At 57.7% G+C, this 21,338-nt stretch carries 27 protein-coding genes; 4 read left to right on the plus strand and 23 right to left on the minus strand.

The features are described from left to right. Positions 1 to 5: 5 nt before the first annotated feature. From AC2FH6_RS04055 to AC2FH6_RS04120, 14 genes are all read right to left on the minus strand, one after another. Positions 6 to 668, minus strand: a complete 663-nt coding sequence (locus AC2FH6_RS04055) for an RcGTA-type gene transfer agent tail tape measure protein (protein ID WP_496701299.1) — start codon at positions 666 to 668, stop codon at positions 6 to 8. Continuing rightward, positions 655 to 864: a rcc01693 family protein gene (locus AC2FH6_RS04060; RefSeq protein ID WP_496700532.1), complete on the minus strand. Its 210-nt coding sequence runs from the start codon at positions 862 to 864 to the stop codon at positions 655 to 657. The genes AC2FH6_RS04055 and AC2FH6_RS04060 overlap by 14 nt, the downstream gene beginning before the upstream one ends. Next, positions 861 to 1,181, minus strand: a complete 321-nt coding sequence (locus tag AC2FH6_RS04065) for a gene transfer agent family protein (protein ID WP_496700533.1) — start codon at positions 1,179 to 1,181, stop codon at positions 861 to 863. The genes AC2FH6_RS04060 and AC2FH6_RS04065 overlap by 4 nt, the downstream gene beginning before the upstream one ends. A gap of 2 nt (positions 1,182 to 1,183) precedes the next feature. After that, positions 1,184 to 1,597, minus strand: a complete 414-nt coding sequence (locus AC2FH6_RS04070) for a phage major tail protein, TP901-1 family (protein WP_496700534.1) — start codon at positions 1,595 to 1,597, stop codon at positions 1,184 to 1,186. Positions 1,598 to 1,617: 20 nt separating this feature from the next. Continuing rightward, positions 1,618 to 2,031 carry a DUF3168 domain-containing protein gene (locus AC2FH6_RS04075; protein ID WP_496701301.1) on the minus strand — a complete coding sequence of 138 codons (414 nt, stop codon included), beginning with the start codon at positions 2,029 to 2,031 and terminating at the stop codon, positions 1,618 to 1,620. Next, positions 2,028 to 2,366, minus strand: a complete 339-nt coding sequence (locus AC2FH6_RS04080; protein WP_496701303.1) for a phage head closure protein — start codon at positions 2,364 to 2,366, stop codon at positions 2,028 to 2,030. Before AC2FH6_RS04080 ends, AC2FH6_RS04075 begins: the two co-directional genes overlap by 4 nt. Then, entirely contained in the window at positions 2,363 to 2,962 is a 600-nt protein-coding gene (locus AC2FH6_RS04085; RefSeq protein WP_496701305.1) for a head-tail connector protein, read from the minus strand. Before AC2FH6_RS04085 ends, AC2FH6_RS04080 begins: the two co-directional genes overlap by 4 nt. A 171-nt stretch (positions 2,963 to 3,133) precedes the next feature. Then, positions 3,134 to 4,312 carry a phage major capsid protein gene (locus tag AC2FH6_RS04090; RefSeq protein WP_142633179.1) on the minus strand — a complete coding sequence of 393 codons (1,179 nt, stop codon included), beginning with the start codon at positions 4,310 to 4,312 and terminating at the stop codon, positions 3,134 to 3,136. A gap of 35 nt (positions 4,313 to 4,347) precedes the next feature. After that, positions 4,348 to 4,893 (minus strand): HK97 family phage prohead protease, encoded by a 546-nt coding sequence (locus AC2FH6_RS04095; RefSeq protein WP_496701307.1) that lies wholly within the window; start codon positions 4,891 to 4,893, stop codon positions 4,348 to 4,350. Positions 4,894 to 4,919: 26 nt separating this feature from the next. Further along, a complete protein-coding gene (locus AC2FH6_RS04100) occupies positions 4,920 to 5,138 on the minus strand; it encodes a GTA head formation protein, RCAP_rcc01685 family (RefSeq protein ID WP_496701309.1) in 219 nt (72 codons plus the stop codon). Continuing rightward, positions 5,131 to 6,294 carry a phage portal protein gene (locus tag AC2FH6_RS04105; protein WP_496701310.1) on the minus strand — a complete coding sequence of 388 codons (1,164 nt, stop codon included), beginning with the start codon at positions 6,292 to 6,294 and terminating at the stop codon, positions 5,131 to 5,133. The genes AC2FH6_RS04100 and AC2FH6_RS04105 overlap by 8 nt, the downstream gene beginning before the upstream one ends. Positions 6,295 to 6,406: 112 nt before the next feature. Beyond that, positions 6,407 to 7,099, minus strand: a complete 693-nt coding sequence (locus tag AC2FH6_RS04110; protein ID WP_496701312.1) for a hypothetical protein — start codon at positions 7,097 to 7,099, stop codon at positions 6,407 to 6,409. Positions 7,100 to 7,290: 191 nt separating this feature from the next. After that, the gene (locus AC2FH6_RS04115) at positions 7,291 to 8,577 is read right to left on the minus strand and encodes a DNA-packaging protein (RefSeq protein ID WP_496701516.1); all 1,287 of its coding nucleotides are present in this window, start codon (positions 8,575 to 8,577) and stop codon (positions 7,291 to 7,293) included. Positions 8,578 to 9,120: 543 nt separating this feature from the next. Further along, a complete protein-coding gene (locus AC2FH6_RS04120; protein WP_496688437.1) occupies positions 9,121 to 9,498 on the minus strand; it encodes a VOC family protein in 378 nt (125 codons plus the stop codon). Positions 9,499 to 9,550: 52 nt separating this feature from the next. Between AC2FH6_RS04120 and AC2FH6_RS04125 the strand changes: the two genes are divergently transcribed. Both AC2FH6_RS04125 and AC2FH6_RS04130 read left to right on the plus strand, forming a co-directional pair. Further along, a complete protein-coding gene (locus tag AC2FH6_RS04125) occupies positions 9,551 to 10,075 on the plus strand; it encodes a winged helix-turn-helix transcriptional regulator (RefSeq protein ID WP_496701314.1) in 525 nt (174 codons plus the stop codon). 317 nt (positions 10,076 to 10,392) lie between these two features. Continuing rightward, positions 10,393 to 11,655 (plus strand): DEAD/DEAH box helicase, encoded by a 1,263-nt coding sequence (locus tag AC2FH6_RS04130; RefSeq protein ID WP_496701316.1) that lies wholly within the window; start codon positions 10,393 to 10,395, stop codon positions 11,653 to 11,655. Between the two features lie 33 nt (positions 11,656 to 11,688). Here the strand turns inward: AC2FH6_RS04130 and mltG are convergent, their stop codons facing one another. From mltG to fabD, 7 genes are all read right to left on the minus strand, one after another. Continuing rightward, positions 11,689 to 12,849, minus strand: coding sequence for an endolytic transglycosylase MltG (gene mltG / locus AC2FH6_RS04135; RefSeq protein ID WP_496701318.1), 1,161 nt, complete (start codon positions 12,847 to 12,849; stop codon positions 11,689 to 11,691). Continuing rightward, positions 12,850 to 14,115 (minus strand): beta-ketoacyl-ACP synthase II, encoded by a 1,266-nt coding sequence (fabF, locus tag AC2FH6_RS04140; protein WP_496695829.1) that lies wholly within the window; start codon positions 14,113 to 14,115, stop codon positions 12,850 to 12,852. Positions 14,116 to 14,319: 204 nt separating this feature from the next. Then, positions 14,320 to 15,063 carry a 1-(5-phosphoribosyl)-5-[(5-phosphoribosylamino)methylideneamino]imidazole-4-carboxamide isomerase gene (locus AC2FH6_RS04145; RefSeq protein ID WP_496691050.1) on the minus strand — a complete coding sequence of 248 codons (744 nt, stop codon included), beginning with the start codon at positions 15,061 to 15,063 and terminating at the stop codon, positions 14,320 to 14,322. 120 nt (positions 15,064 to 15,183) lie between these two features. Further along, entirely contained in the window at positions 15,184 to 15,723 is a 540-nt protein-coding gene (locus tag AC2FH6_RS04150) for a GNAT family N-acetyltransferase (protein WP_496695832.1), read from the minus strand. Positions 15,724 to 15,861: 138 nt separating this feature from the next. Beyond that, entirely contained in the window at positions 15,862 to 16,095 is a 234-nt protein-coding gene (locus tag AC2FH6_RS04155; protein ID WP_005982462.1) for an acyl carrier protein, read from the minus strand. Between the two features lie 209 nt (positions 16,096 to 16,304). Beyond that, positions 16,305 to 17,042 carry a 3-oxoacyl-[acyl-carrier-protein] reductase gene (fabG, locus tag AC2FH6_RS04160; protein WP_496701321.1) on the minus strand — a complete coding sequence of 246 codons (738 nt, stop codon included), beginning with the start codon at positions 17,040 to 17,042 and terminating at the stop codon, positions 16,305 to 16,307. Positions 17,043 to 17,069: 27 nt separating this feature from the next. Continuing rightward, on the minus strand, positions 17,070 to 18,008 hold the full coding sequence (gene fabD, locus AC2FH6_RS04165; RefSeq protein ID WP_496691049.1) for an ACP S-malonyltransferase: 939 nt from the start codon (positions 18,006 to 18,008) through the stop codon (positions 17,070 to 17,072). 171 nt (positions 18,009 to 18,179) lie between these two features. On the opposite strand from fabD, the gene AC2FH6_RS04170 reads away from it, so the two are divergent. Then, the gene (locus AC2FH6_RS04170) at positions 18,180 to 19,406 is read left to right on the plus strand and encodes a cytochrome b/b6 domain-containing protein (protein WP_496701323.1); all 1,227 of its coding nucleotides are present in this window, start codon (positions 18,180 to 18,182) and stop codon (positions 19,404 to 19,406) included. Positions 19,407 to 19,464: 58 nt separating this feature from the next. Here AC2FH6_RS04170 and AC2FH6_RS04175 read toward each other — a convergent pair whose 3' ends face one another. Further along, positions 19,465 to 20,037 carry a YceI family protein gene (locus AC2FH6_RS04175; RefSeq protein WP_281971916.1) on the minus strand — a complete coding sequence of 191 codons (573 nt, stop codon included), beginning with the start codon at positions 20,035 to 20,037 and terminating at the stop codon, positions 19,465 to 19,467. A 126-nt stretch (positions 20,038 to 20,163) separates the two neighbouring features. Next, positions 20,164 to 20,682 (minus strand): hypothetical protein, encoded by a 519-nt coding sequence (locus AC2FH6_RS04180; protein WP_496691047.1) that lies wholly within the window; start codon positions 20,680 to 20,682, stop codon positions 20,164 to 20,166. 285 nt (positions 20,683 to 20,967) lie between these two features. Between AC2FH6_RS04180 and rpsF the strand changes: the two genes are divergently transcribed. Continuing rightward, entirely contained in the window at positions 20,968 to 21,321 is a 354-nt protein-coding gene (gene rpsF / locus AC2FH6_RS04185; RefSeq protein ID WP_142633142.1) for a 30S ribosomal protein S6, read from the plus strand. Positions 21,322 to 21,338: the final 17 nt, after the last annotated feature.

Raw genomic sequence — 21,338 nt, forward strand, 5'->3', positions numbered from 1 at the left:
CTGATCTACCTATTGCGATTGCCACGACCCAGCGCGCGGCTCATCTGGGCCGCGATCTGGCTTTGGCTTCGACGGAAACCCTGCACGTCCGGGGTCGTGATGTTCATCACCACGTTCACCGCAGAGCCGCCGCCAGACATGCGCACGCCCAACTTCCCATCGGTACTGCGGGCCAGCGGCATAATGGCCTCGGGGCCAGCCTCGCCCATCACCCCGGTGCCGCCACGCATTGGAAACGTGGTTGGACCGCTGATCACTCCACCGTTGGCAAAGGGCATCACCCGTCCTTGGCTGAAGCTGCCGCCGTCAGCAAAAGGAAGAATGCCCTTCACAAAACCTCCGATCCCATTGGCTAGAAGGCCGCCGAAATGATCCGTGACCGGTTTGATCGCAGCAGAATAAGCGGTGCGGATCATCGAGTTCTTCAACACGTCCAGCGCATCGGACAGGTTCATTCCGTCCATCACGACGCCATCGAACGCCCGTCGCAGGCCACCGGACATGCCACGCTCCAGCGTTGCAACATCCTTGCCCGTTTCCTCAAAGGCTGCTTTGATGCGCTTCATCTGCCCATCAAATGCCGCAGCCATCGATGCCGCATCACCCAACGAGTCGCCAAGCGCCTCGCCCCGCTCCTGCAGGTCTTCCAACCCGTTACGATCCGTCATCACGCTCTCCTTTTGTCTTGTCCGGATAGGCCGCCAGCAACGCATCCAAACCCATCCTGTTCATCGAAGGCATGCCCGCGCCCTGCCCCAGCATCAGCCGCAACTCGGCCGGGGTCAGGCTCCAGAATTGGTCCGGTGTCAGGCGCAGGCTAAGGAACCCGGCCCGCATCAATGCGGGCCAGTCGAACCCGCTCATGCCTGCCCCGGCACCATGAAGGCCCTTGCCAACAGTTCGGCCGCGGCACGAGCACCGTGCATTGGCCCGCCCTCGATCTCGGCACTCAGCAGGTCGGCGCGGGTGACATTGGCCCCGCCCCCCCGCAGCCCGGCGACGATAAGCGCCAGAACATCACCGCTGGAATAGGCGCCACCTTCGAACCGTTGCACCAGTTCAACCAATGTCCCGGTGCCCAGTTCCTGTTCCAGTTCCGCCAAAGCACCCAAAGTCAGCTTCAGCACCCGTTGCTCTCCATCGATGGTCAGTGCCACCTCTCCCGTCCACGGATTGGCCATCGTTACAGCACCGTAAAGGTCAGAGCACCGGCGCTTGCCATGCTCATTTCATAGGTCGCTTCACCATTGTGAGAGCCCGCATATTCGATGCCGGTCACCTGGAACGCACCCGCAACAATCCCGAAATCCGGGATGATGATCTGAAAACCAGGCGTCTCACCGTCAAAGAACAGCTGGCGCGCGCGCTCATCCGTTCCCGCGTCCTTGAATACGCCCGAGCCCGAGATCGAGGCCGACTTGACCCCCGCGCCCGACAAAAGCTCGCGCCAACCACCCTGGCTTTCCAGGCTGGTCACATCGACACTTTCCGCGTTGAAACTGACCCGCGTGGCACGCAGCCCCGCAATGGTCTCGAACAGGCCTGAGCCGTTCATATCTACTTTGACCAACAGGTCTTTTCCGTTCTGGGCAGCCATTTGCTCTCTCCGTTGATTACTTAATCGTCTTCCACGCGGGCGCGGAATTTCAGGTCGATCTGGCGGATCGCGCCGCCCGTTCCGGTCCGACGGGCCGAGGCACGTTCGAACCACAGCCCGACCAATCGGCCTCGATCCAGGGTCAGCCCCGCTCTGTCCAGGGCGTCACAAACTGCCCCCGCCAGCGTTTTTGCTGCACCGAACCCGGCAGCTTCGGACACGACGGACACCGTGAAACGATGGACGGCACCGGTCCCCGATCGGTCCGAGGCATCGCGCACCTCTTCCGGGCCCAGCGTCACATAGGTTTGCGGAACTGAACCCGCTGGAACGGCGTCATAGATCGCTCCACCTGAAAGAGTGCTGATCTGTGTGTCTTCCGACAATTTCTGGTAAATTGCCGCCTGCAACGCGGCTGAAACGCCATAGCTCATACCGCCACCTCCTCATCCGCAAAGCAGATCAAGTACTGGCCGCGCAGGTCCCGCTCGGCGACGGCGCGGATAACGAAACGGCGTGTGCCTTCCGCAAACCGCTGATCCGGCGAGGGGCGCATGGTCGACCCTTCGGGCGCGCCACGAACCACAATCCGGTAGCCAACACGCGAAACCGGCAAACCTGCAACACTGCGCTCTGACCCGCTGCGTGCGGTGACTTCGGCCCAAACCGAGCCCAAAGCGACCCATGTCTCTAGGTACCCACCCGCGCCATCAGCGGTGCGCATAGAGGCTTCAAGCACCAGTTTTCTGTTCAACCGGGGCGCCTTCATTGGGCCACCCCTGCACCAAAACGAACCACACGATAGCGTTGGATCAGGCTGGTCACGCCAAAGGGCATACAGCCGGCACCCAACGTGTTCTCATCCCGGTATTCATAGTAATGCGCGGCCAACAGCAGAACCGCTTGCCCAAGATCTGCTGGCAAGCTTGGCCATTCCCCGGCAATACCGGCGATAAACGCGATCTTCACGGATCCGCCGGTCGAAATAGCGGGCAAGACAGCCCCGGCAGGGCGTATCCGCGGGCGCTGGCTATCGCGATCCAATCTGTATCTGTCAGACGAAACGGCGGTTTCAGTACCCGCTGCATCCGTCAAACTGACCGTATTGATGGTCGAGATCGGCGTCACAGGCAGCACTTCGCCCGCAGGGTCACGCCAACTGTTAAGGCTCCAGGAAAACTCACGCCTGATAAGTACCTTCCCGGTACGCGCCTCAATCGCAGCAATCGCCGCCCTTAAGAAGCCCTTGAGCACTTCATCCTGCACGCTGGCACCAGTAAAGCCTGTTCCCAGCCTCAAATGCGCCTTGAACTGATCCACCGGCAGCGCCGCATCCGCGATGGCGGTTTCTTCGATCAACATCATCCATTCACTCCGCAATCTCGGACCCCTCCGGGGCCGTAACTTCAGGAATTGACGGGCACGCGCCGCCCCACGTTGCTCGGACGGAGGGGAGCAGCTAGACAACGCAGGGGTCTCGCCCCGACCCGCGCCCGCCGCCCCGAGGGGCGAAGGCCCCCCGGGATTCAGCCCGCTTTAGGCGGTGCCGAATTTCACGAGTTTGATCGCAGCAAAGTCGCTGACATCGCCGCCGACGCGCTTGGTCGCATAGAACAGAACATGCGGTTTGGCGCTGAAGGGATCGCGCAATACGCGCAGGTCCGGACGCTCGGCGATGGTATAGCCCGCCTGGAAGTCACCGAAAGCAATCGAAAAGCTGTCGGTTCCCGCATCCGGCATATCTTCGGCGATCAGCACCGGATACCCCATCAGCCGCGCCGGTTCACCAGCAGCCAGACCGTCCGACCACAAGAAGCGGCCATCGCTGTCTTTCAGCTTGCGGATCAGACCAGCAGTTTTCGAGTTCATCACGAAGGTCCCGTTGACCCGGTACTGCGCACCCAGCGCATAAACCACGTCCACAATGGCATCCGCCTCGACACCGCCATCGATGCCGGTGGGGATATAACCAATGTTACCCCAATCCCAGACATCGTTGTCGACCTTGGCGTGGTTCAGAATACCCTTGGGTTTGTCCGCACCGTCGCCGTTGATAAAGGCCGAGGCCTCAGCGCGTGCAAACTTGTCCGCGATACGACCGGCCAGCCAACCCTCGACATCGAACGCGCTGTCATCCAGCAGTCGCTGCGAGGCTTTGGGCAGTGCGCTCAGCTCGTGCAGCGGGATCGAGATCCGGTCAATCGACGGGGTGCTGGTTTCGCTCGCCGCAGCATTTTCATCCGCCCAGCCCGCACCGACATCCGTGTGGTCGATCAAAACATCGAACGAGTTCGCCTCGACATTTACGATCGAAGCAATCGAGCGGATAGAGGCCGTAGATTTCAGCACCGATTTGATGATCTCGGCGGTTTGCGGGTCAATCAGGTACCCACCGTCACTGTTCACAGCGCTCGAGAGCGATTTCACCTCCATCTCAAGCCCACGCAGGCCGTCATCCTCACCCGAGCGCACATAGGCATCAAAGGCCTTCTGATGCGGTGCGCCGTCCTCGATTGAGGCCGCAAGATGCGGGCGTGCCGCGATGGTTGATTTACGATCCAGCATGGTCAGTCGCTCTTCTGTCTGTTGCAATTTGGTTTTAACTTCAGCCTTCAGGCCCTTGAATTCGTTCACGAAGCCAGTCATCGCCTGCTTCACCTCCTGAACCAGGGGCACACCCTCTCCGGTCAAGGCCGGGGTTTCGGTCTTGCTCATCAGCACTTCCTTTTTGGGGGTGAGGTTTCGGCGCGCTAGGTTCGCGCCAGCTCCTGCCGGGCGTGATCAAACACCTCGGCAATACTGCGCCAGGTGTTCTCGGCCTCGGGGTCCACCCCCTTTGCCGCCACCCGCGCACTGGGCAGCATCGGGAACGTCACCAGCGACACCTCCCACAGCTCCAGTTCGGTCAGGACCCGCTGGCCCTTGTCATTCTTCACGGCGCGCTTGGTACGATAGCCAATCGACAGGCCATCCATTGCGCCCGCCCGGATCAACTCGGCCGCCTCGCGACCTTTCTGAGTGCTTTCCAGCAGACGTCCCTTGACCCACAGGCCCCGGTCGTCCTCGCGCACCTCGTCCCAAACCCCGATGGGTTGCGCCGGATCGTGCTGCCACAGCATCTTGACCCTTTGGCCCGCTGTAGCCAGCCCCTCAAGGGAACCGCGATACGCACCTTTCTGCACCACGTCACTGCCCTGATCTATCTGGCCAAACAGGCTGGCATAACCTTCGATCACCGCGTCCTCGGTCACCGAAAGACCCTCTCCGAACCGTGCGAACTTATGCTCCAATTCCATAAACTTCTCCATGTAACTTGCTGAATTCATGGCGTTACTGAAAGGAATGACTGAAACGCCTGCGCTAGGATCACCGTTGCCACGCCATACACCGTCAACCACAACCGCCTCTCCAGCCGCTCCATCATCTCTTCGATCTGATCCAGCCGCTGGCACAAATGCGCATGCTGAATCTCGGCCACCCGCTCATGCGCGGCCAGCCGCAAGCCTGGCGCGCAATCGAATGGCGGATATCCTTCAGCCATCCGCACGCTCCGGCAGCCCCAGCAAAGCACGCTTTTCTGCGTCAGTCAGGAACTCAGCCCCATTGACCCGCGACCAAAGCGCATCCCGCTCGGCGGACAACGCTGGAACCTGATCCAGATCGGGCTTCAGCATAAGCTCTTCGCCGGTAAAGCCGGCCAACCACGCCGACACCGCCGCCGCCACCCGCGTCACCAGGGGCAGCACGGTCAGGCGGTAAAACGCCCGGTTGGCCTCCTGATAGTTCGAATAGGTCGCATCGCCCTGGATCCCCAGCAACATCGGCGGGACCCCAAAGGCCAGCGCGATCTCGCGGGCGGCGGCTTCTTTAGTTTTCTGAAACTCCATGTCCGAGGGCGAAAAGCCCATCGGCTTCCAATCCAGGCCCCCCTCCAGAACCATCGGACGACCAGCATTGCGCGCCCCGCGATAGTTCTGCTCGATCTCATCGGAAAGACGCCGGAACTGATCCTCGGCCATCACCCCTTGGCCATCACCGCCCTTCCAAACCAGCGCCCCCGAAGGTCGCGCTGCATTGTCGAGCAGCGATTTTGACCACCGAGACGCGCTGTTGTGCACATCAATCGCCATCGCCGCAGCCTGCATCGGCGAGAACCCGTAGTGATCATCTTGCGGATGGAACGATTTGATATGACATATATTTTCCGCCGCAAACCGGTGCTTCTTGCCACCGACCGCATAATCATACGCCTTGGGCCACCCATCCGCCCCCGGCACAACGCTCATCCGATCCGAGCGCAAGACGTGCAGTTCAACCGGCAAACCATCTTCGGCCTGCACCGCCTCGACATAGGCATTGCCCGACAGCAACAACTGCCCGAACAAGGCCTCCATCAACTCTGCCCGCCCCTGCGCTGCATTCGGACGCCGCATCAACGACAGGATCGGATGCACATCAAAGCGCTGCGCCTGATCCTGCAGCACCAACGGCAACGCCGCCGCCGCCTCGGCAATCAGTTTGACCGAGCGAAACCCCACCGGGTTCCCCGAAAACCCCGTCCGCGTCAGTGACACCGCATCCCGCGGGCTCCACGCCACGCGCCCACCCGTCTGCCACGCCACCACAGGCCCCGCCGCGCTCGCCTTCGCCTCGGGCGCCTCATCAGCCGATCCACGACGCAAGAAATCGAATACCATCTGTGCTCCTTTCTGCCGCCGCTCTGCCCGGCTTGTTGAAAAGAGTTATGACGGAAAGAAGTTTAAGCCTTGGGAATGGGGCGTACGGGGGTTGGGCAACGGATCGCGAGCATCAATTTTGTGTATTGCTAACTTCACCTTCGATCCGCCAGTCGCGCAATAGATTTAGCAAACGGCGTTCAAGTTCTTCGGCGTCCTCGAGGGTGATAAATTGGGATTTGATTGCGTAGTTGAGCTGGCCAAGCTCGGTGTCGGTTCTGACGCGACACCTTTCCCCATCGCTGTATGTTGTACACGAAACTTCACGTTGCTGGCTGAGCTCTCGATAAAAGGGAGAACTCGCATGCGCGACATGAAAAAACTGACGCTCGCATCTTTTGCCACCCGGTCTCCGGGCCCCGCTAAAGGTATTGGCGCAATATACTGCCTGCAACCCACCCCCCGGCGGCCCATAGTCCAAGCCGGCGGCATATGCCCGAGGGACTCTGTATCCTTCGCTGCCAATATGCTGGAACCGCCAAGGTTCGTCTTTGACCACATGATAGCCGACTAGCAGCACCATTGCCCCGACTATTAAGATTATAAGCGGTGCAAAAACAATCTTTTCAGTAAAGCTGAACAAGGCTGATGTCATGAGCAACAAGGCAATAAATGCGCAAACTTTTGCCGCGAAGAACTTGTAGGCTAGACCAGAATTATTGACGTCATCGTGGTAGTCCCACATCGCGTGGCCGAGGAAATAGAGGGCGAGAAAAAAGAAAAGTATGCCCGCACTAATTGCCAACAAATACAATTTTTTCTTCATGGACGCCTCAGTGGACTTACGAGAAGGAACTATAAGATCTTGTTTCAATTTGATTTTTAAGATCAAAACTCAAGATTGCCAAACCCAGTTAAATCAAAATCTGTTTACGTGTCGAAACAAACACCTTGTAGATGAAGGTAGCCTAACAGTCCTCAAGCCACCTCAAAAGTGTGGATTTCATGCCCTTACTCTCACAACGCCCGCACCCTCGGCCGCCGATACGCCCCCGCAGGCCCCACAACCAACTCATGCAACGCCCAGACCAGTGCGTCGACCCGGTCGGGTGAGCCCTGACCCTCGAACCCCCGCGCGGTCATCTGGCACATCTGCTCCTCCAGCGCGTCCAACCCGGCCACATGGGCCACCCGCCCCTGTTCGTACAAAGCCGCCACAGGCTCGGCCCGCGCGACCTTACCGCGTGACGCCCGCACCGCGCGGTACGGGACCAGAGGGTCCACCTGCCGCACGACCTCTTCCACCAGCTGGCCACCCTGATTGACCTCAGCCACCAGCCGTTCGGCCCCAAATTCATCCATCGCATCAATCGCCGCCTGCGCCCAGCCCGCCGGGCCGACGCCCTGCACCGTCCGGTCGGCCAGCACAAAGGCGCGCCACTCTTCGGGCGGCCCTTGCAAACACGCTCCAACGATGACGATCCCGCAAGCATCCGCATCCGCCCCCGCCGTCACCGCCGGGTCCAGCGCCACCACGATGCGGTCCAGCTCGGCCACCTGTGCACAGCGCGCCGCCTCCAGCATCGATCCGGTCCACAGCGCCCCTTCAGCATCCGACAGTAGCACACCGTCCAACTCCTGCCGCCCCAACCGTGTGCCCGCATAACGCGCGCGCACTTCCTCCAAAAACGACCCCGCCAGATTGGCCCGGTTCGCCTCGGTAGGCGCATGGGTCTGCACGGTGGAGGGCGACGCCAGCAAATCCTTTAGCACTTTCACATTGCGCGGGGTGGTCGTCACGCAGACCCGAGGCTGATCCCCCAGCCGCAGCGCAAATTGCAACATGTCCCAGGTCTCGCCCGCCTTTTTCCACTTAGCCAGCTCATCCACCCAGGCCGCATCGAACTGAGGGCCGCGCAACCCCTCAGGGTCGTGCGCCGAAAACGCCTGCGCCTCGGCCCCATTTGGCCAGACTAGTTTTCGCTCTGACGCCTTCCAAATAGGTCGACGATCCGGTGGTGAGCACTGCAATATCCCACTATCGCCAAAGATCATCACGTCGCGCACCTGATCAAACGTCTCGCCAAGCAGAGCCACCCGGCGCGCCTTGCCCGTGTCCAACGGCAAAGACCCCTCAACCATCGACCGAACCCACTCGGCCCCGGCCCGCGTCTTACCAGCGCCACGCCCCCCAATGATCACCCATGACCGCCAATCGCCCTCGGGCGGCAACTGATGCGGCAGAGCCCAGAACTCAAACAGGAAAGGGAGGGCACACAGCCCCCCCTCCCCGATCTCACTCAGAAATCTGTCCTGCACCGCAGCAGGCGCGGAGGCGAGCCAGCCTGCACCCGATCTCAGATCGTGCCCGATCAAGGTCGAGCGCGTAGCCCCCTTGGGCAATTCCGGCTTGTCTGTGATGTTGTTCGACAAAGCTTGTCTCCACTTTTTGGCAACTTCGGATCAGCCCCTCAAGCTGTCCCAGTTGCTTGCCTGCACCAGCAAGATCTGCATCCTCCCCGGCACCGATCTGCCTGCGCAGTTCTTCCGCTGCTTTGCGCAGATCGCGAATGGATGTCTCAAGTGACTGCAACAAGTCAGCCGTCTGGGAAATCCGCTCTTCCGGGGTAATTAAAGTCATGTTTGCGTATTGACCTCATGCGTGAGTTTTCTCCGCACGAGAGAAACGAAAAACGGCCGCCGGGTGTTACCCCGGGGCCGTTGCCCACTTCTTCTAGCATGACACAGTTCGTACCAAATTAAGTCCGAAAAGTCAATGACTTGCGCAACACCCACGCAACAGGGAACGTGCGGTGCAGGTTAATATTTTCTTCCCTGCCGGAGTCTTTAGCCGCTGCCAGTCAAATCCTGCGCCAGCATCAGCGCATTCATATCCGGATCATAAAACGTGGCCGTGCTGACCATCCCTTCGATCGTTTCCGTCGCACCATCGAAGGCCACCCCTGCAGCCTCTAACGCGCTGCGGGCGGTGGTGATATCGGCGACCTCAAACACTGGAACGCAATTCCCCGGCGAAGGCTTGGCCTGCTCTCCTAACCCCAATGTGACACCGTCCACATTGGTGCGCATCTCACTCCAACCCGCTTCATCTATGTGATGGGCAATTTCAAACCCCAATTTGTCGCTGAACCATTCGGCGCTTGCATGGCGGTCCCGAACTGAAATCGCAAGCGTGATCGTGTTTTTCAAAGAAACAAGGGGCATCAATCTTTCCTTTTGAGCTAAATTATATTAACTATACTTTATGGACATTAATTTGCTTGTCAAGCTGACCTCCCGAGCTTGGTCGCTGAATATTCTGGCACTCATGCATTCCGGCACTCCTGGCAGGCAGGCCGCTCTGCTTGCTGCCACCAGCGCAGGAAGAACTGCCTTCGCGGCAAGCCTGGACCATCTCATACGCCTTGACCTGATCGAAAGGAATCCGGGCCACGGGCACCCATTGCGCCCTGAATTCCGATTAACCCTGCCGGGGATCGAAACCGCCAGTATGGCCAGCGCAATCGTAAACGCCGTTCCGGATGACACCAAGTTCAAGCTCGTCCGTAAATCCTGGACCGTCCCGATCCTGGCACTCACCGGCACTCCGCACCGCTTTTCCGCCATCAAATCGAATTTGGTATCGATCACGGATCGGGCGCTGTCGTCGTCCCTTCAACAGCTAGAGGCGCTCGACTGGATCCGGCGGGACATTGAAACTGCCGCGCGGATGCCCTTCCCTACATATCGAGCTGTAAGAACAGGTTTTGCGATCAACCAAGCGGTCAATCTCACTGCTTAAAGGTTGCAGACAGCCCACAACGATCCTTTTCGCCGGATGTGATCTATAACGCACAGCTTGACATTCCGCCCCGCAACCTGCATGAGCGCCTTAACAAAGCGCTGACGCGTGAGCATTGGCAGGTCCGACCTGCTCCACAGCGCTCGATTCACCCCATAGTTCCCCTTCACGCAGGGTTCTGAATGCGACGGCCGGATGCCGCAGGAAACGCCTGTGCATCCAGAGTCTTAGCGTAACCCTGTTGGCATCGCATATTGCGCTGCTGATTTATGTCGTCCGTGGTGATCCAGTCACCAGGGGCAAAAAAGGAATGATATTTGTTCGACTTTGATATGCTGGGTCTTGCCCCGGCCCTGAACGACGCTTTGAAACGCGCCAATTTTTCACAACCCACTCCGATTCAGAACCAGGCAATCCCCATGGCATTGCAGGGGCACGATATTCTGGGCCTTGCCCAGACCGGCACCGGCAAGACGCTGGCTTTTGGCCTACCTCTGATCGACCACCTGCTGGCTCAGACCGGCAAGCCTGCGCCGAAAACCGCCAAGGCTCTGATCCTTGCCCCGACCCGTGAACTGGTCAACCAAATCGCAGATAGCCTGCGCAATTTGACCACGAATACGAAGCTGCGTGTGGCGACAGTTGTTGGCGGTCAGTCCATCAGTAGGCAGATTTCGTTTCTGGCACGCGGCACAGACATTCTGGTTGCCACCCCTGGTCGTTTGATCGACCTGATGGAACGCAGAGCGGTCGACCTCGGCTCGGTACGTCATCTGGTACTGGACGAAGCCGATCAGATGCTGGACATGGGCTTTATTCATGCTCTGCGCCGGATTGCACCGCAGTTGGGCACGCCGCGTCAGACCATGCTGTTTTCGGCCACCATGCCCAAGCAGATGGAAGAACTCAGCCAAGCCTACCTGACCAACCCGCAACGCATTCAGGTGTCCCCTCCGGGCAAAGCCGCAGACAAGATCACCCAATCGGTCCATTTCCTGAGCCGCCCGGAAAAACCGGGTAAACTGCGCGAGATTCTGTCAGCGGACAAAGAAGCTCTGACGCTGGTGTTCTCGCGCACAAAGCACGGTGCCGAGAAGCTGATGAAGGGCCTCGTGGCCGACGGCTTCAACGCCGCCTCGATCCACGGCAACAAAAGCCAGGGACAGCGTGACCGGGCGATCAAAGCTTTCCGCGCAGGCGAAATAAATGTCTTGGTGGCAACAGACGTGGCCGCTCGTGGCATCGACATCCCGGGCGTTGCCTATGTCATCAACTACGACCTACCCGAAGTGCCGGATAACTACGTCCACCGCATTGGCCGAACCGCCCGTGCCGGCCGCGAAGGCGAGGCGATCGCTTTCTGTGCACCGGATGAACTGGATCAACTGAAGCAGATTCAGAAACTGATGAAAATTGAGATTCCGGTCGCCAGCGGCACAATGCCCGAGTTCGCCGAACCCGCAAAATCGCGGAAAGGCGGAGGGTTCCGTCGCCGTGGTCCAAAGCCGCAAGCAGCTAACAAGTCGGGCAATCCCGGAGGCCCAAAACGTCGGCGACCGCGTCGATCCTCCGCCGCCTAAATCTAAAAGGCGCCGCTATTCGCGGCGCCTTTTTTAGTTTCCGGTGCTTTGGCGCTCGGCCTCAATCTCACGCCATTTGGCGACGTTTCGATTATGCTCATCCAGTGTCTCGGCAAAAGCATGTCCGCCGGTGCCATCTGCAACAAAGAAAACAAAATCAGTCGCTTCGGGCGAAACTGCGGCTTCAAGACTTGCAAGACCAGGATTTGCGATAGGTGTTGGCGGGAGCCCATCAATCACATAAGTGTTCCAAGGCGTTGCACGGCGCAGTTCGCTGCGGCGCAGGCCTCGGCCCAACGTGCCCTGCCCCTTGGTGACACCATAGATTACAGTCGGGTCCGTCTGCAGCTTCATGCCTCGCTCAAGCCGGTTTACAAATACGCTAGCAACCTGTCCACGCTCATGCGGAACACCAGTTTCCTTTTCGATGATTGACGCCAAAATCAGCATCTCTTCGGGGGTTTTGATTGGCAAATCATCCTGCCGCCCTTCCCAGGCGGCGTTAATGCGCAGTTGCTGCTTATCCTGCATCGACTGCAGGATTGCCGCCCGATCGGCACCTCGCACAATGTCATAGCTGTCCGGTGCCAGCGCCCCTTCGGCCGGTATTTCAGGGATATCTCCCGTCAACGCGTCGATCTGCTTAAGACCCTCAACCACCTGCCAGGATGTAACACCCTCAGCAATCGAGACCCGGTACCGTGTGTCCGAGTCTTCGCGCTTTTGGGTATAAGCCGCGGGCACTTCTTCTTCCGTCACATCGAACGATGCGATTTCATCGAAGTCCAATGTTGCGGGGTTCAATTCGCGTACACGGGTTTGTATGCGGGTTACACCGATCCGGTACTCAATCTCGGATCCGCAGGTACTGGCCCCGCTCCGCGTAATCTCATCAATGATCTGCTCCATCGAAGCACCCTCGCGGACCAGAAAGCTGCCTGCCTTCAGCTGAGGTGCCTTGTCGGTATAATCCGCCGCCATACGGAATATAGTAGCGCTGCTGATCGCGCCCTGATCCTCCAGCTGTCGGCTGACCTGCGTCATGTTTGAGCCACGTTCGACCTGCAAACACATCGCAGTTTCCAGAGGGCCCGCATTCTTGTATCGCGCCTGCCCCCATAAAATCAGTCCACCGGCAAGAAACAGGCCGACCACCAGGATGGTCAGCATGTTGGAGGCCAAAGCGCGCCACATTTAGCTGGCCTTTCCGAAGATCACACTTGCATTGGTGCCGCCAAATCCAAACGAGTTTGACAGCGCCACATCAATCTTGCGCTCACGCTTAGCATTCGGAGCCAGATCAATCTGCGTCTCGACCGCTGGGTTGTCCAAATTGATCGTCGGTGGCGCAACCTGATCGCGGATTGCGAGGATCGAGAAAATGGCTTCGATCGCGCCTGCTGCGCCCAAAAGGTGGCCCGTGGCCGATTTGGTCGAACTCATCGTTACATTCGCCGAATGCTCGCCCAGGAGACGCTCGACCGCACCCAATTCAATGGTATCGGCCATGGTCGATGTGCCATGCGCGTTGATATAATCTAGGTCTTTCGGCTCCAGCCCCGCGCTGCGTAGCGCTGCGTTCATAGAACGCTCAGCGCCATCGCCGTCCTCACTGGGTGCGGTGATATGATAGGCATCACCGGACATGCCATAGCCCAGAACTTCGGCATAGATTTTCGCACCACGCGCCTTTGCGTGCTCGTACTCTTCCAGAACAACGATGCCCGAACCTTCACCCATGACAAAACCGTCTCGGTCGACGTCATAGGGGCGGCTGGCTGCTTTGGGGTTATCCGCGTATTTGGTCGACAGCGCCTTGCAAGCGTTGAATCCAGCGATACCGATTTCGCAAATGCACCCTTCGCCACCACCGGCAACCATTACGTCAGCGTCACCGGCACGGATAATGCGGCTTGCGTCACCAATAGCGTGAGCACCGGTCGAACATGCAGTCACAACCGAATGGTTCGGGCCTTTGAATCCATGGCGGATCGACACCTGACCCGAGGCCAGGTTAATCAGCGCGCCTGGAATAAAGAAAGGCGACACCCGTCGAGGGCCCTTGTCGCGGATCAGGTTAGCCGTTGCCGCGATGGAACCCAGCCCACCGATACCTGAACCGATAAGAACGCCAGTGCGCAAGCGCGCCTCTTCATCCTCGGGCAGCCAGTCGGAATCCTTGCAGGCCATTTCAGCAGCTGCAATCGAGTACAGAATGAAGTCTTCGATCTTGCGCTGCTCTTTCGGCGGCATCCAGTCGTCAGGATTGAATGTCCCGTCGGTGCCGTCGCCTCGCGGAACTTCGCAGGCATACGTTGTGGTGACCCCACTTGCCTCAGCATCAAATTGCGTGATCGGGCCTGCACCGGATTCCCCATCCAGCAACCGCGACCATGTTTCCTCGACCCCGCTGGCCAATGGAGTGACCAACCCAAGACCGGTTACAACGACTCTGCGCATAAAATGCCTCTTGCCTGCTTCCTGTTTGAGAAACGCTCTTACCCCGGGCCGGGGTGCGGGGGCAAGAGCAAGGCGCAATCATCACACAAGCAGATTGAGCGGAACACCTACAGTATACACTCTTGCAATGCGGCTCCTGGCCAGATGAAAGCCCGCCCTTTCACTGGACATGAAAGGGCGGAACCTGTTGTTTTGGAAGAAATCTTACTGAAACGCCGCAACCGGTTCGTGCGCTGTGCTGGCAACATTCAGCGCATCTGAAAGCTCGAGCGTCTTTCTGAACAGCGCGCGGCCAACCAAGGCGCCCGAAATATTCGGGATATAAGCCAACCGCGAGATATCATCTGTCGTGCGGACCACACCGCTTGCGATGATCGGTGTGCGAGATGTCTCTGCCAGCCCCGAGATCAGGCCCAGCTGTGCCTCAACGTCTTCCATGTCGCTATCGATATCAGTGACCAGAATTGCCGCAAACGGCGTCTCTGAAAACGCTTCGATAAAGGCCTCTGGTGTAAACGCACTTTGACTACGCCAACCGTCGGTCATCACTAAGCCTTGCCAAACGTCTACGGCCAGAACGATTTGGTCCGGATAGAGTTTGGCCAATTCTTTCACAAGATTTGGATCCCACGCAGCCATAGTGCCGATAACAATCCGGCCTGCGCCCTTGTCGATCCAGTGCTCGACTTGCTCGCGCGTTCTCATACCACCTGCCAACTGCACAGGGATTTCGGCAGAACGGATGATCTCTTCAACCATCTCCGAATTGGTATCGCGCCCTTCAATCGCGTCAAAATCGGTCAAGTGCATCCACTCGGCTCCAGCATCGGCCCAACTGCGTGCCGTTTCTGCGGGATTCACGTGCCAAATCATGGCCTCATCCAGACGACCCTTGTCCAGTGTGACACAGCGGCCGTTCTGCAGTTCCATCGTAGGGTAAATCCTCATGAGCTTGCTCCTCCGCTCAATCGCAACGTCAATAGAGGATACCATACCCTCAACCCTATCGGTGAGAATTTCCAGTTTCGGCAAACCAAAGGCAATTTGCGGCACGATCAAAGAGAAAGGTTAAGCCAGTTTGGGCGGCCCGTTTCTTTTCAGCAGGTTCACCTGACTTCCCATATAGTCGCGCTCGGCCATGAGCTCATAACCCAGCTTTGCCGCCAGATTCTGCGACGCGTGGTTTTCAGCATCAATCAGGGAAACCAGTGGTCCAGGCATTATTCTGTCAAACCAGTCATGTGCGGCCTGTGCCGCTTCAAAACCAAATCCCTGCCCCTGGGCTTCTGGTGCCAATAGCCATCCGGCCTCGGGAAAGCTGTCGAAGTCGTCGCCTAACCCTCGGTTACGATAGAAAAAGCCAGCTTGACCTATCATCTGACGATTCGACTGTCGAAAGACGGCCCATTGGCCAAAACCGGCCATCTGCCAGTGGCCGGCATTCCTCAGAAAGGATTCCCACGCTTCGCCCCGCGATAGCGGTTCCCGGCCAAGATGGCGCACAACACAAGGGTTCCGCCAAATCTCAGCGTAACGACTAAAGTCGTCGGGACGCATAGCGCAAAGCATCAGACGTGCCGTATTTATCATCGGGGTGGATCGTAGCATGCCCTGCCCGCTCAGAATTTCCTGCCTCGCGTAAATGGTTGCGGGTCAATAGCTATCTGGCAAGCGCGAATTCCGGCTGGGCAAAAAAAACGGCGCCTCCGTTGCCCGGAAGCGCCGTTTTAGCGGATAAAGAAGGTCTTAAGACGCTTCAGAGATGAATTTGACGGCGTCGCCAAAAGTTTGGATGGTTTCGGCTGCGTCATCAGGAATCTCGATGCCGAACTCTTCTTCGAAGGCCATAACCAGCTCAACAGTGTCCAGGCTGTCTGCACCCAGATCGTCGATGAAGGACGCGTTTTCGGTCACTTTATCTTCTTCAACACCCAAGTGCTCAACAACGATCTTTTTAACGCGATCTGCGACGTCGCTCATGTCTATTCCTCATTTCATTTCAGGGCATAGTGCCCGGTTCTGCCCTTGCCCGCTCAGGCTGGCCTTGATGTGCCCGTTCTGGGCGGTTTAGGTCCCCGATTACCGGGTAAGTAGAAGGTTGACCATCCGGCCAGCCCCTGCATATGTGCGCCGCCTATAACACAGACAACGCCCGAGGCAAACGCTTTCGCGCCCACCTCGATCCGCGCTCACAACATGGCCATACCGCCGTTCACATGCAAGGTGGTTCCGGTAACATATCCGGCTTCGGCACTTGCAAGATACAGCACAGCCGCAGCAATTTCCGAGGGGTCACCCATACGACCGGCAGGAACCTGCGTCAAAATCCCAGATTTCTGATCCTCGGTCAGTTTGTCGGTCATCGCAGTCGTAATGAAACCGGGTGCCACCGCATTGGCGGTGATTCCACGGCTGGCAACCTCATAGGCCAACGATTTGGTCATGCCCACCATGCCTGCTTTGGATGCAGCATAGTTGGCCTGTCCCGGGTTCCCTGTCGCACCCACCACCGATGAGATATTAATGATCCGGCCCCAGCGCGCTTTCATCATGCCCCTCAAAACGCCTTTGCACAGACGGGCAGTAGATGTCAGGTTGACGTCGATCACGCTCTGCCATTCTTCATCGGACATGCGCATGAACAGATTGTCTCGCGTGATCCCTGCATTATTCACCAGAATATCAACCGATCCCATTGCCTCAGCAGCCTGCTTCGGAAGGGCTGTCACCGCCTCGGCATCACTCAGGTTGCAGGGCAGAACATGGGCGCGTTCACCCAATTCGTCGGCCAGAGCCTGTAGCGGCTCAACTCGCGTTCCAGACAAAGCCACAGTTGCACCGGCCGCATGCAAACTTCGCGCAATTTTGCCACCGATCCCGCCCGATGCACCGGTGATCAGTGCATTCTTACCTGTCAAATCAAACATTCGGTTTTCCTCTTGATGCTCGGTGTCTTACGATTCGGCCTGTGTCACATTCTGCACGTCATCAGGCGTACCGACAGCTTTACCAACAATCGCACGGTCAATTTTGCGAATCATACCGGACAGAGCTTTGCCCGCCCCGATTTCCCAAGTTTCACTCACGCCTTGCGCAACCATGTACAATACGCTTTCGCGCCAGCGAACCGAACCTGTGACCTGCTCGATCAGCAACCCACGGATCAGATCGGGATCTGTGACAGCCTCGGCCCGCACATTGGCAATCAATGGCACGGCAGGAGCTTTGATTTCGACATTTGCCAGGGCTTCGGCCATGACATCAGCGGCAGGTTGCATCAATGCACAGTGGAAAGGTGCGCTGACGGGCAACATGACCGCGCGCTTGGCGCCTTTTTCTTTGGCGATTTCGGCGGCGCGTTCCACGGCAGCCTTTGCGCCTGATACCACGACTTGTGTGGGATCATTGTCATTGGCAGCCTGACAAACTTGACCCTGCGCAGCTTGGTCTGCAACAGCGCGCACAGCATCAAGATCCAATCCAAGAATAGCGGCCATTGCGCCCTCTCCAACGGGAACCGCACTCTGCATCGCTTGCCCGCGGGTGCGCAAAAGGCGCGCCGTATCAGCGACCGACAATGCCCCTGCCGCAGCGAGCGCGGAGTATTCCCCCAACGAATGCCCAGCGACAAAACCAGCATCCGCAATCGAAATCCCATTGGCCTCCAGGGCCCGCATCGCAGCCATCGAGGTCGCCATTAGTGCTGGCTGCGCGTTCTGGGTCAGGGTCAGGTCCGCAATATCACCTTCCCAGATCAGATCGCTCAGCTTTTCCCCGAGCGCCTCGTCCACCTCGTCGAATACAGCCTGTGCAGCCGGATAGGCCTCGGCCAGAGCCTTGCCCATACCGATAGTCTGGGCACCTTGCCCCGGGAAAACAAATGCGCGTGTCATTGCAACCTCTTGGATGACGTTAGGTTGCCGCGGGGTGTAAACCGACAGACCGCGCGGCACAAGCTTTGCCTGATCTCTGCACTTTGGCACCGGCTCTGTGCATCCCTTGCTATTGTGTCCTAGGCTTGTAGCGGTAGGTTGTTGCATACGATCCACCTTCCGGAGCCTCAGATGCCTTCGTCAAACACCTTCTCAAGCTATGGAAGCGTAACCAAGACTTTTCACTGGCTGACCGCGTTACTTATCTTCACCGCATTCCCTCTGGGGTGGGTCGCCAACGGATTGGCTCATGCGATTTATGATCCTGCTATAGCCACAACCGAAGATGACATTGCACGCGCCGCCAGCCTCTTTTCTCTCCATAAAACCGTCGGGGTCACTGTTTTCTTCGTCGCGCTCGCGCGTATCTTGTGGGCGATAACGCAGACCAAACCCGGCCTATTGAACGCCGAGAACAAGCCCGAGGCCTTTGCAGCCGAAACCGTGCATTGGCTGCTTTATGCATCTTTGGTTCTGGCCCCATTGACTGGGTGGACCCATCACGCTGCCGCCGAAGGTTTCGCTCCGATTTTGTGGCCCTTCGGACAGGGCCTACCCCTTGTACCAAAATCCGAGTATCTGGCAGAGCTGACCGGAAGCCTGCATTGGCTGTTCGTCTGGACACTGGCCGGTTCAGTCGCGCTGCACGTCGCCGGGGCGCTAAAACACCACATTATCGATAAAGACAGCACGCTGCGCCGAATGATGCCGGGCGCCTCGGATGCACCGGAACCGCCAGAGCAAAGCCATTCAATGACCCCCGCATTGGCCTCTTTGGCCATTTGGGGTGCCGTTCTGGTCGGAGGATGGTCAATCGGCGCGTTTGACCACCAATCTACAGCTGGCACAGAGGTCGCAGAACTGACCCAGGTACAGTCCGACTGGAACGTCCAGGAAGGCAATCTAAGCATTACCATCACCCAGTTGGGCAGCCCGGTAACCGGCAGCTTTTCCGATTGGACCGCTGCAATCGCTTTCGAAGATCCGCCCAGGCCGGGCCTAGCAGGATCAGCAGATGTCACAATCGCGATAACGTCGCTCAAACTCGGGACAGTCACAGATCAGGCAATGGGTGCTGATTTCTTCGACAGTGCGCAATTTCCAACCGCTCAATTCAAAGCTGATCTCTTCAAAACTGAGGACGGGTACGAAGCGCGCGGCGCGTTGACCATTCGCGAAAAGAGTGTGGACGTAGTGTTGCCTTTTACCCTCGACCTTCAGGGTGACAGCGCAGCTATTTCAGGACAGCTTGAACTGAACCGGCTGGATTTCGACATCGGCACTTCGCAGTCGACCGAGGATTCGCTGGGTTTTGCTGTTATAGTATCAGTTGATCTTACAGCAAAACGTGGCAACTAAGAAAATGGGCCGCCGAAGGGTTACTCCGGCGGCCTCGTTTCAACTCGTTGTAATGGTATTAGTCGGCCTTCTGGGCTTCGACTGAAATCTGAAGTTCAACTTCGTCGCTTACGAATGGCGCAAACTGACCAAGGTCGAACTCACTACGCACCAAAGTGGTGGTTGCGTCGAAACCGGCCCAGGGCTTTCCTGCCATAGGATGTTCACCCACCTGGTTCAGCTTGGCATCCAGAACAACCGATTTGGTCACACCGTTCATAGTCAGATCGCCAGTGATGTTGGCAGTGTTTTCGCCCGTGACTTCGATACCAGTAGAGGTAAAGGTCACCATTTCTCCTTCGGTCACACCAAAGAAATCCTCGGACATAAAGTGGTCTTCACGTGGCTTCCAACCGGTAATCATCTCGACCACTGGCATGGAAACTGTAACACTGGATGCAGCCGGGTTTTCCTGATCGAACATGATCTCGCCTTCAAACCCCGAGAACATGCCATGGGTGGTCGAGAAGCCAAGGTGGTTATAGCTGAAAAGAACCTGGCTGTGGCTGGAGTCCAGAACGTATTTTTCGGCGCCGGCAAATGCCGTTGTGGCCGAAACCGCGAGCGCTGCTGCAAGAAGGGTGGATTTCATGATAATCTCCGCAATTTTGTAGATGCAAACCTCTTGGGTTGCTCGACAACGAAAATGTGCTGCCCTAGGGCAGCACACAAGTAATATTATTTCACAATATCTGTTCTTAATTGAACAGAATAAAACTCAGGCGAAAATTGTTACACTTCCGCTAAGTTGACCTTTGAGCGCTCGGCTGACATCCGCCGATTCAAGCGGCAATTTCATCAACAAGCTGCCGTCCACATCGAACAACTCGATCTGGTCTTCAATGAAACGGGCACCACCCAGGCTGTCATAGCTCCGGCGCAAAACTGTCTGCGGGCGGCCATTTTCATTCTTTTGCAATACCCGGACCTCGCGGCGGATCGGGTCAAAATACGCATCAGGACGCGCGTCCAGAACTTCGATGGTCAGAAGGCTGACACCTACCAGAAGGAACATCAGAGAGGCCGCCAATTTGATCGGCCAGACTTCGGCGGCCATTGCCGTGCTGGGCATCAACCACATGGAAAAGGCAGAAACTATCAGTAGCGCACCGGCCAGACGGGCCAGAACCATCCGAGCTTTCCAATTTGGTGCAAAGCTAATGAGCACCGGCACTGACTTTTCAAAACTTACGCCTGTGGCGGATTTCTCGAAGGTATTTGTGTTAATCGCGGTCATTTTCAGTACCCTGTTTCTCAGGTTGCCGTTCCAACTTTTGTCAGTCCGGTTAATTTCCGGTATACAAAACAACTTTGAGCCGAAAAGCGTCAGGAATTGGGCAGCGCAGAGGAAATAGCGCGACTTCACAAAGGCATCTGTGGCAGGCCTTGCCCCCAGCGTACAAACGTGTATATCGGGCCATCCTTCGCAAACGACATGAATCGCGCAGCCTCTCGTGGCAGGGTCGCGAAGGACGAAACGGCCCCGCCTATGAAATGCGCCTTGATAGAAACAGGAGTGCACATGCCACTATATGAGCATGTAATGATCGCGCGTCAGGATTTGTCCAACGCGCAGGCAGAAAGCCTCGTCGAACATTTCGGCACCGTTCTGGCTGACAATGGCGGCAACGTCATCGACAGCGAGTACTGGGGTGTCAAAACGATGGCCTACAAGATCAACAAGAACCGCAAGGGTCACTATTCCTTCCTCAAGACCGACGCTCCCGCTGGCGCCGTTCAGGAAATGGAACGCCTGATGCGCCTGCATGACGACGTTATGCGCGTTCTGACCATCAAGGTCGACGAGCACAACGAGGGCCCTTCGGTCCAGATGCAGAAGCGCGACGAGCGCGAAGGCCGCCGCGAGCGCCGTTGATTAACGCCTGAAGAAAG

It is taken from the genome of Ruegeria sp. CDSC045 (genome assembly GCF_059610725.1).

What these genes read in the sequence shown, in the direction of transcription:
- AC2FH6_RS04145 (WP_496691050.1), bottom strand. Translation starts at nt 15,063, where the DNA reads ATGAGGATTTACCCTACGATGGAACTGCAGAACGGCCGCTGTGTCACA.
- AC2FH6_RS04085 (WP_496701305.1), bottom strand. Translation starts at nt 2,962, where the DNA reads ATGATGTTGATCGAAGAAACCGCCATCGCGGATGCGGCGCTGCCGGTG.
- AC2FH6_RS04150 (WP_496695832.1), bottom strand. Translation starts at nt 15,723, where the DNA reads ATGCTACGATCCACCCCGATGATAAATACGGCACGTCTGATGCTTTGC.
- rpsF (WP_142633142.1), top strand. Translation starts at nt 20,968, where the DNA reads ATGCCACTATATGAGCATGTAATGATCGCGCGTCAGGATTTGTCCAAC.
- mltG (WP_496701318.1), bottom strand. Translation starts at nt 12,849, where the DNA reads ATGTGGCGCGCTTTGGCCTCCAACATGCTGACCATCCTGGTGGTCGGC.
- fabF (WP_496695829.1), bottom strand. Translation starts at nt 14,115, where the DNA reads ATGCGCAGAGTCGTTGTAACCGGTCTTGGGTTGGTCACTCCATTGGCC.
- AC2FH6_RS04180 (WP_496691047.1), bottom strand. Translation starts at nt 20,682, where the DNA reads ATGACCGCGATTAACACAAATACCTTCGAGAAATCCGCCACAGGCGTA.
- AC2FH6_RS04170 (WP_496701323.1), top strand. Translation starts at nt 18,180, where the DNA reads ATGCCTTCGTCAAACACCTTCTCAAGCTATGGAAGCGTAACCAAGACT.
- AC2FH6_RS04155 (WP_005982462.1), bottom strand. Translation starts at nt 16,095, where the DNA reads ATGAGCGACGTCGCAGATCGCGTTAAAAAGATCGTTGTTGAGCACTTG.
- fabD (WP_496691049.1), bottom strand. Translation starts at nt 18,008, where the DNA reads ATGACACGCGCATTTGTTTTCCCGGGGCAAGGTGCCCAGACTATCGGT.
- AC2FH6_RS04120 (WP_496688437.1), bottom strand. Translation starts at nt 9,498, where the DNA reads ATGCCCCTTGTTTCTTTGAAAAACACGATCACGCTTGCGATTTCAGTT.
- AC2FH6_RS04090 (WP_142633179.1), bottom strand. Translation starts at nt 4,312, where the DNA reads ATGAGCAAGACCGAAACCCCGGCCTTGACCGGAGAGGGTGTGCCCCTG.
- AC2FH6_RS04175 (WP_281971916.1), bottom strand. Translation starts at nt 20,037, where the DNA reads ATGAAATCCACCCTTCTTGCAGCAGCGCTCGCGGTTTCGGCCACAACG.
- AC2FH6_RS04075 (WP_496701301.1), bottom strand. Translation starts at nt 2,031, where the DNA reads ATGAGCTATGGCGTTTCAGCCGCGTTGCAGGCGGCAATTTACCAGAAA.
- AC2FH6_RS04080 (WP_496701303.1), bottom strand. Translation starts at nt 2,366, where the DNA reads ATGAAGGCGCCCCGGTTGAACAGAAAACTGGTGCTTGAAGCCTCTATG.
- AC2FH6_RS04060 (WP_496700532.1), bottom strand. Translation starts at nt 864, where the DNA reads ATGAGCGGGTTCGACTGGCCCGCATTGATGCGGGCCGGGTTCCTTAGC.
- AC2FH6_RS04070 (WP_496700534.1), bottom strand. Translation starts at nt 1,597, where the DNA reads ATGGCTGCCCAGAACGGAAAAGACCTGTTGGTCAAAGTAGATATGAAC.
- AC2FH6_RS04105 (WP_496701310.1), bottom strand. Translation starts at nt 6,294, where the DNA reads ATGGTATTCGATTTCTTGCGTCGTGGATCGGCTGATGAGGCGCCCGAG.
- AC2FH6_RS04065 (WP_496700533.1), bottom strand. Translation starts at nt 1,181, where the DNA reads ATGGCCAATCCGTGGACGGGAGAGGTGGCACTGACCATCGATGGAGAG.
- AC2FH6_RS04110 (WP_496701312.1), bottom strand. Translation starts at nt 7,099, where the DNA reads ATGAAGAAAAAATTGTATTTGTTGGCAATTAGTGCGGGCATACTTTTC.
- AC2FH6_RS04100 (WP_496701309.1), bottom strand. Translation starts at nt 5,138, where the DNA reads ATGGCTGAAGGATATCCGCCATTCGATTGCGCGCCAGGCTTGCGGCTG.
- AC2FH6_RS04095 (WP_496701307.1), bottom strand. Translation starts at nt 4,893, where the DNA reads ATGGAATTGGAGCATAAGTTCGCACGGTTCGGAGAGGGTCTTTCGGTG.
- fabG (WP_496701321.1), bottom strand. Translation starts at nt 17,042, where the DNA reads ATGTTTGATTTGACAGGTAAGAATGCACTGATCACCGGTGCATCGGGC.
- AC2FH6_RS04055 (WP_496701299.1), bottom strand. Translation starts at nt 668, where the DNA reads ATGACGGATCGTAACGGGTTGGAAGACCTGCAGGAGCGGGGCGAGGCG.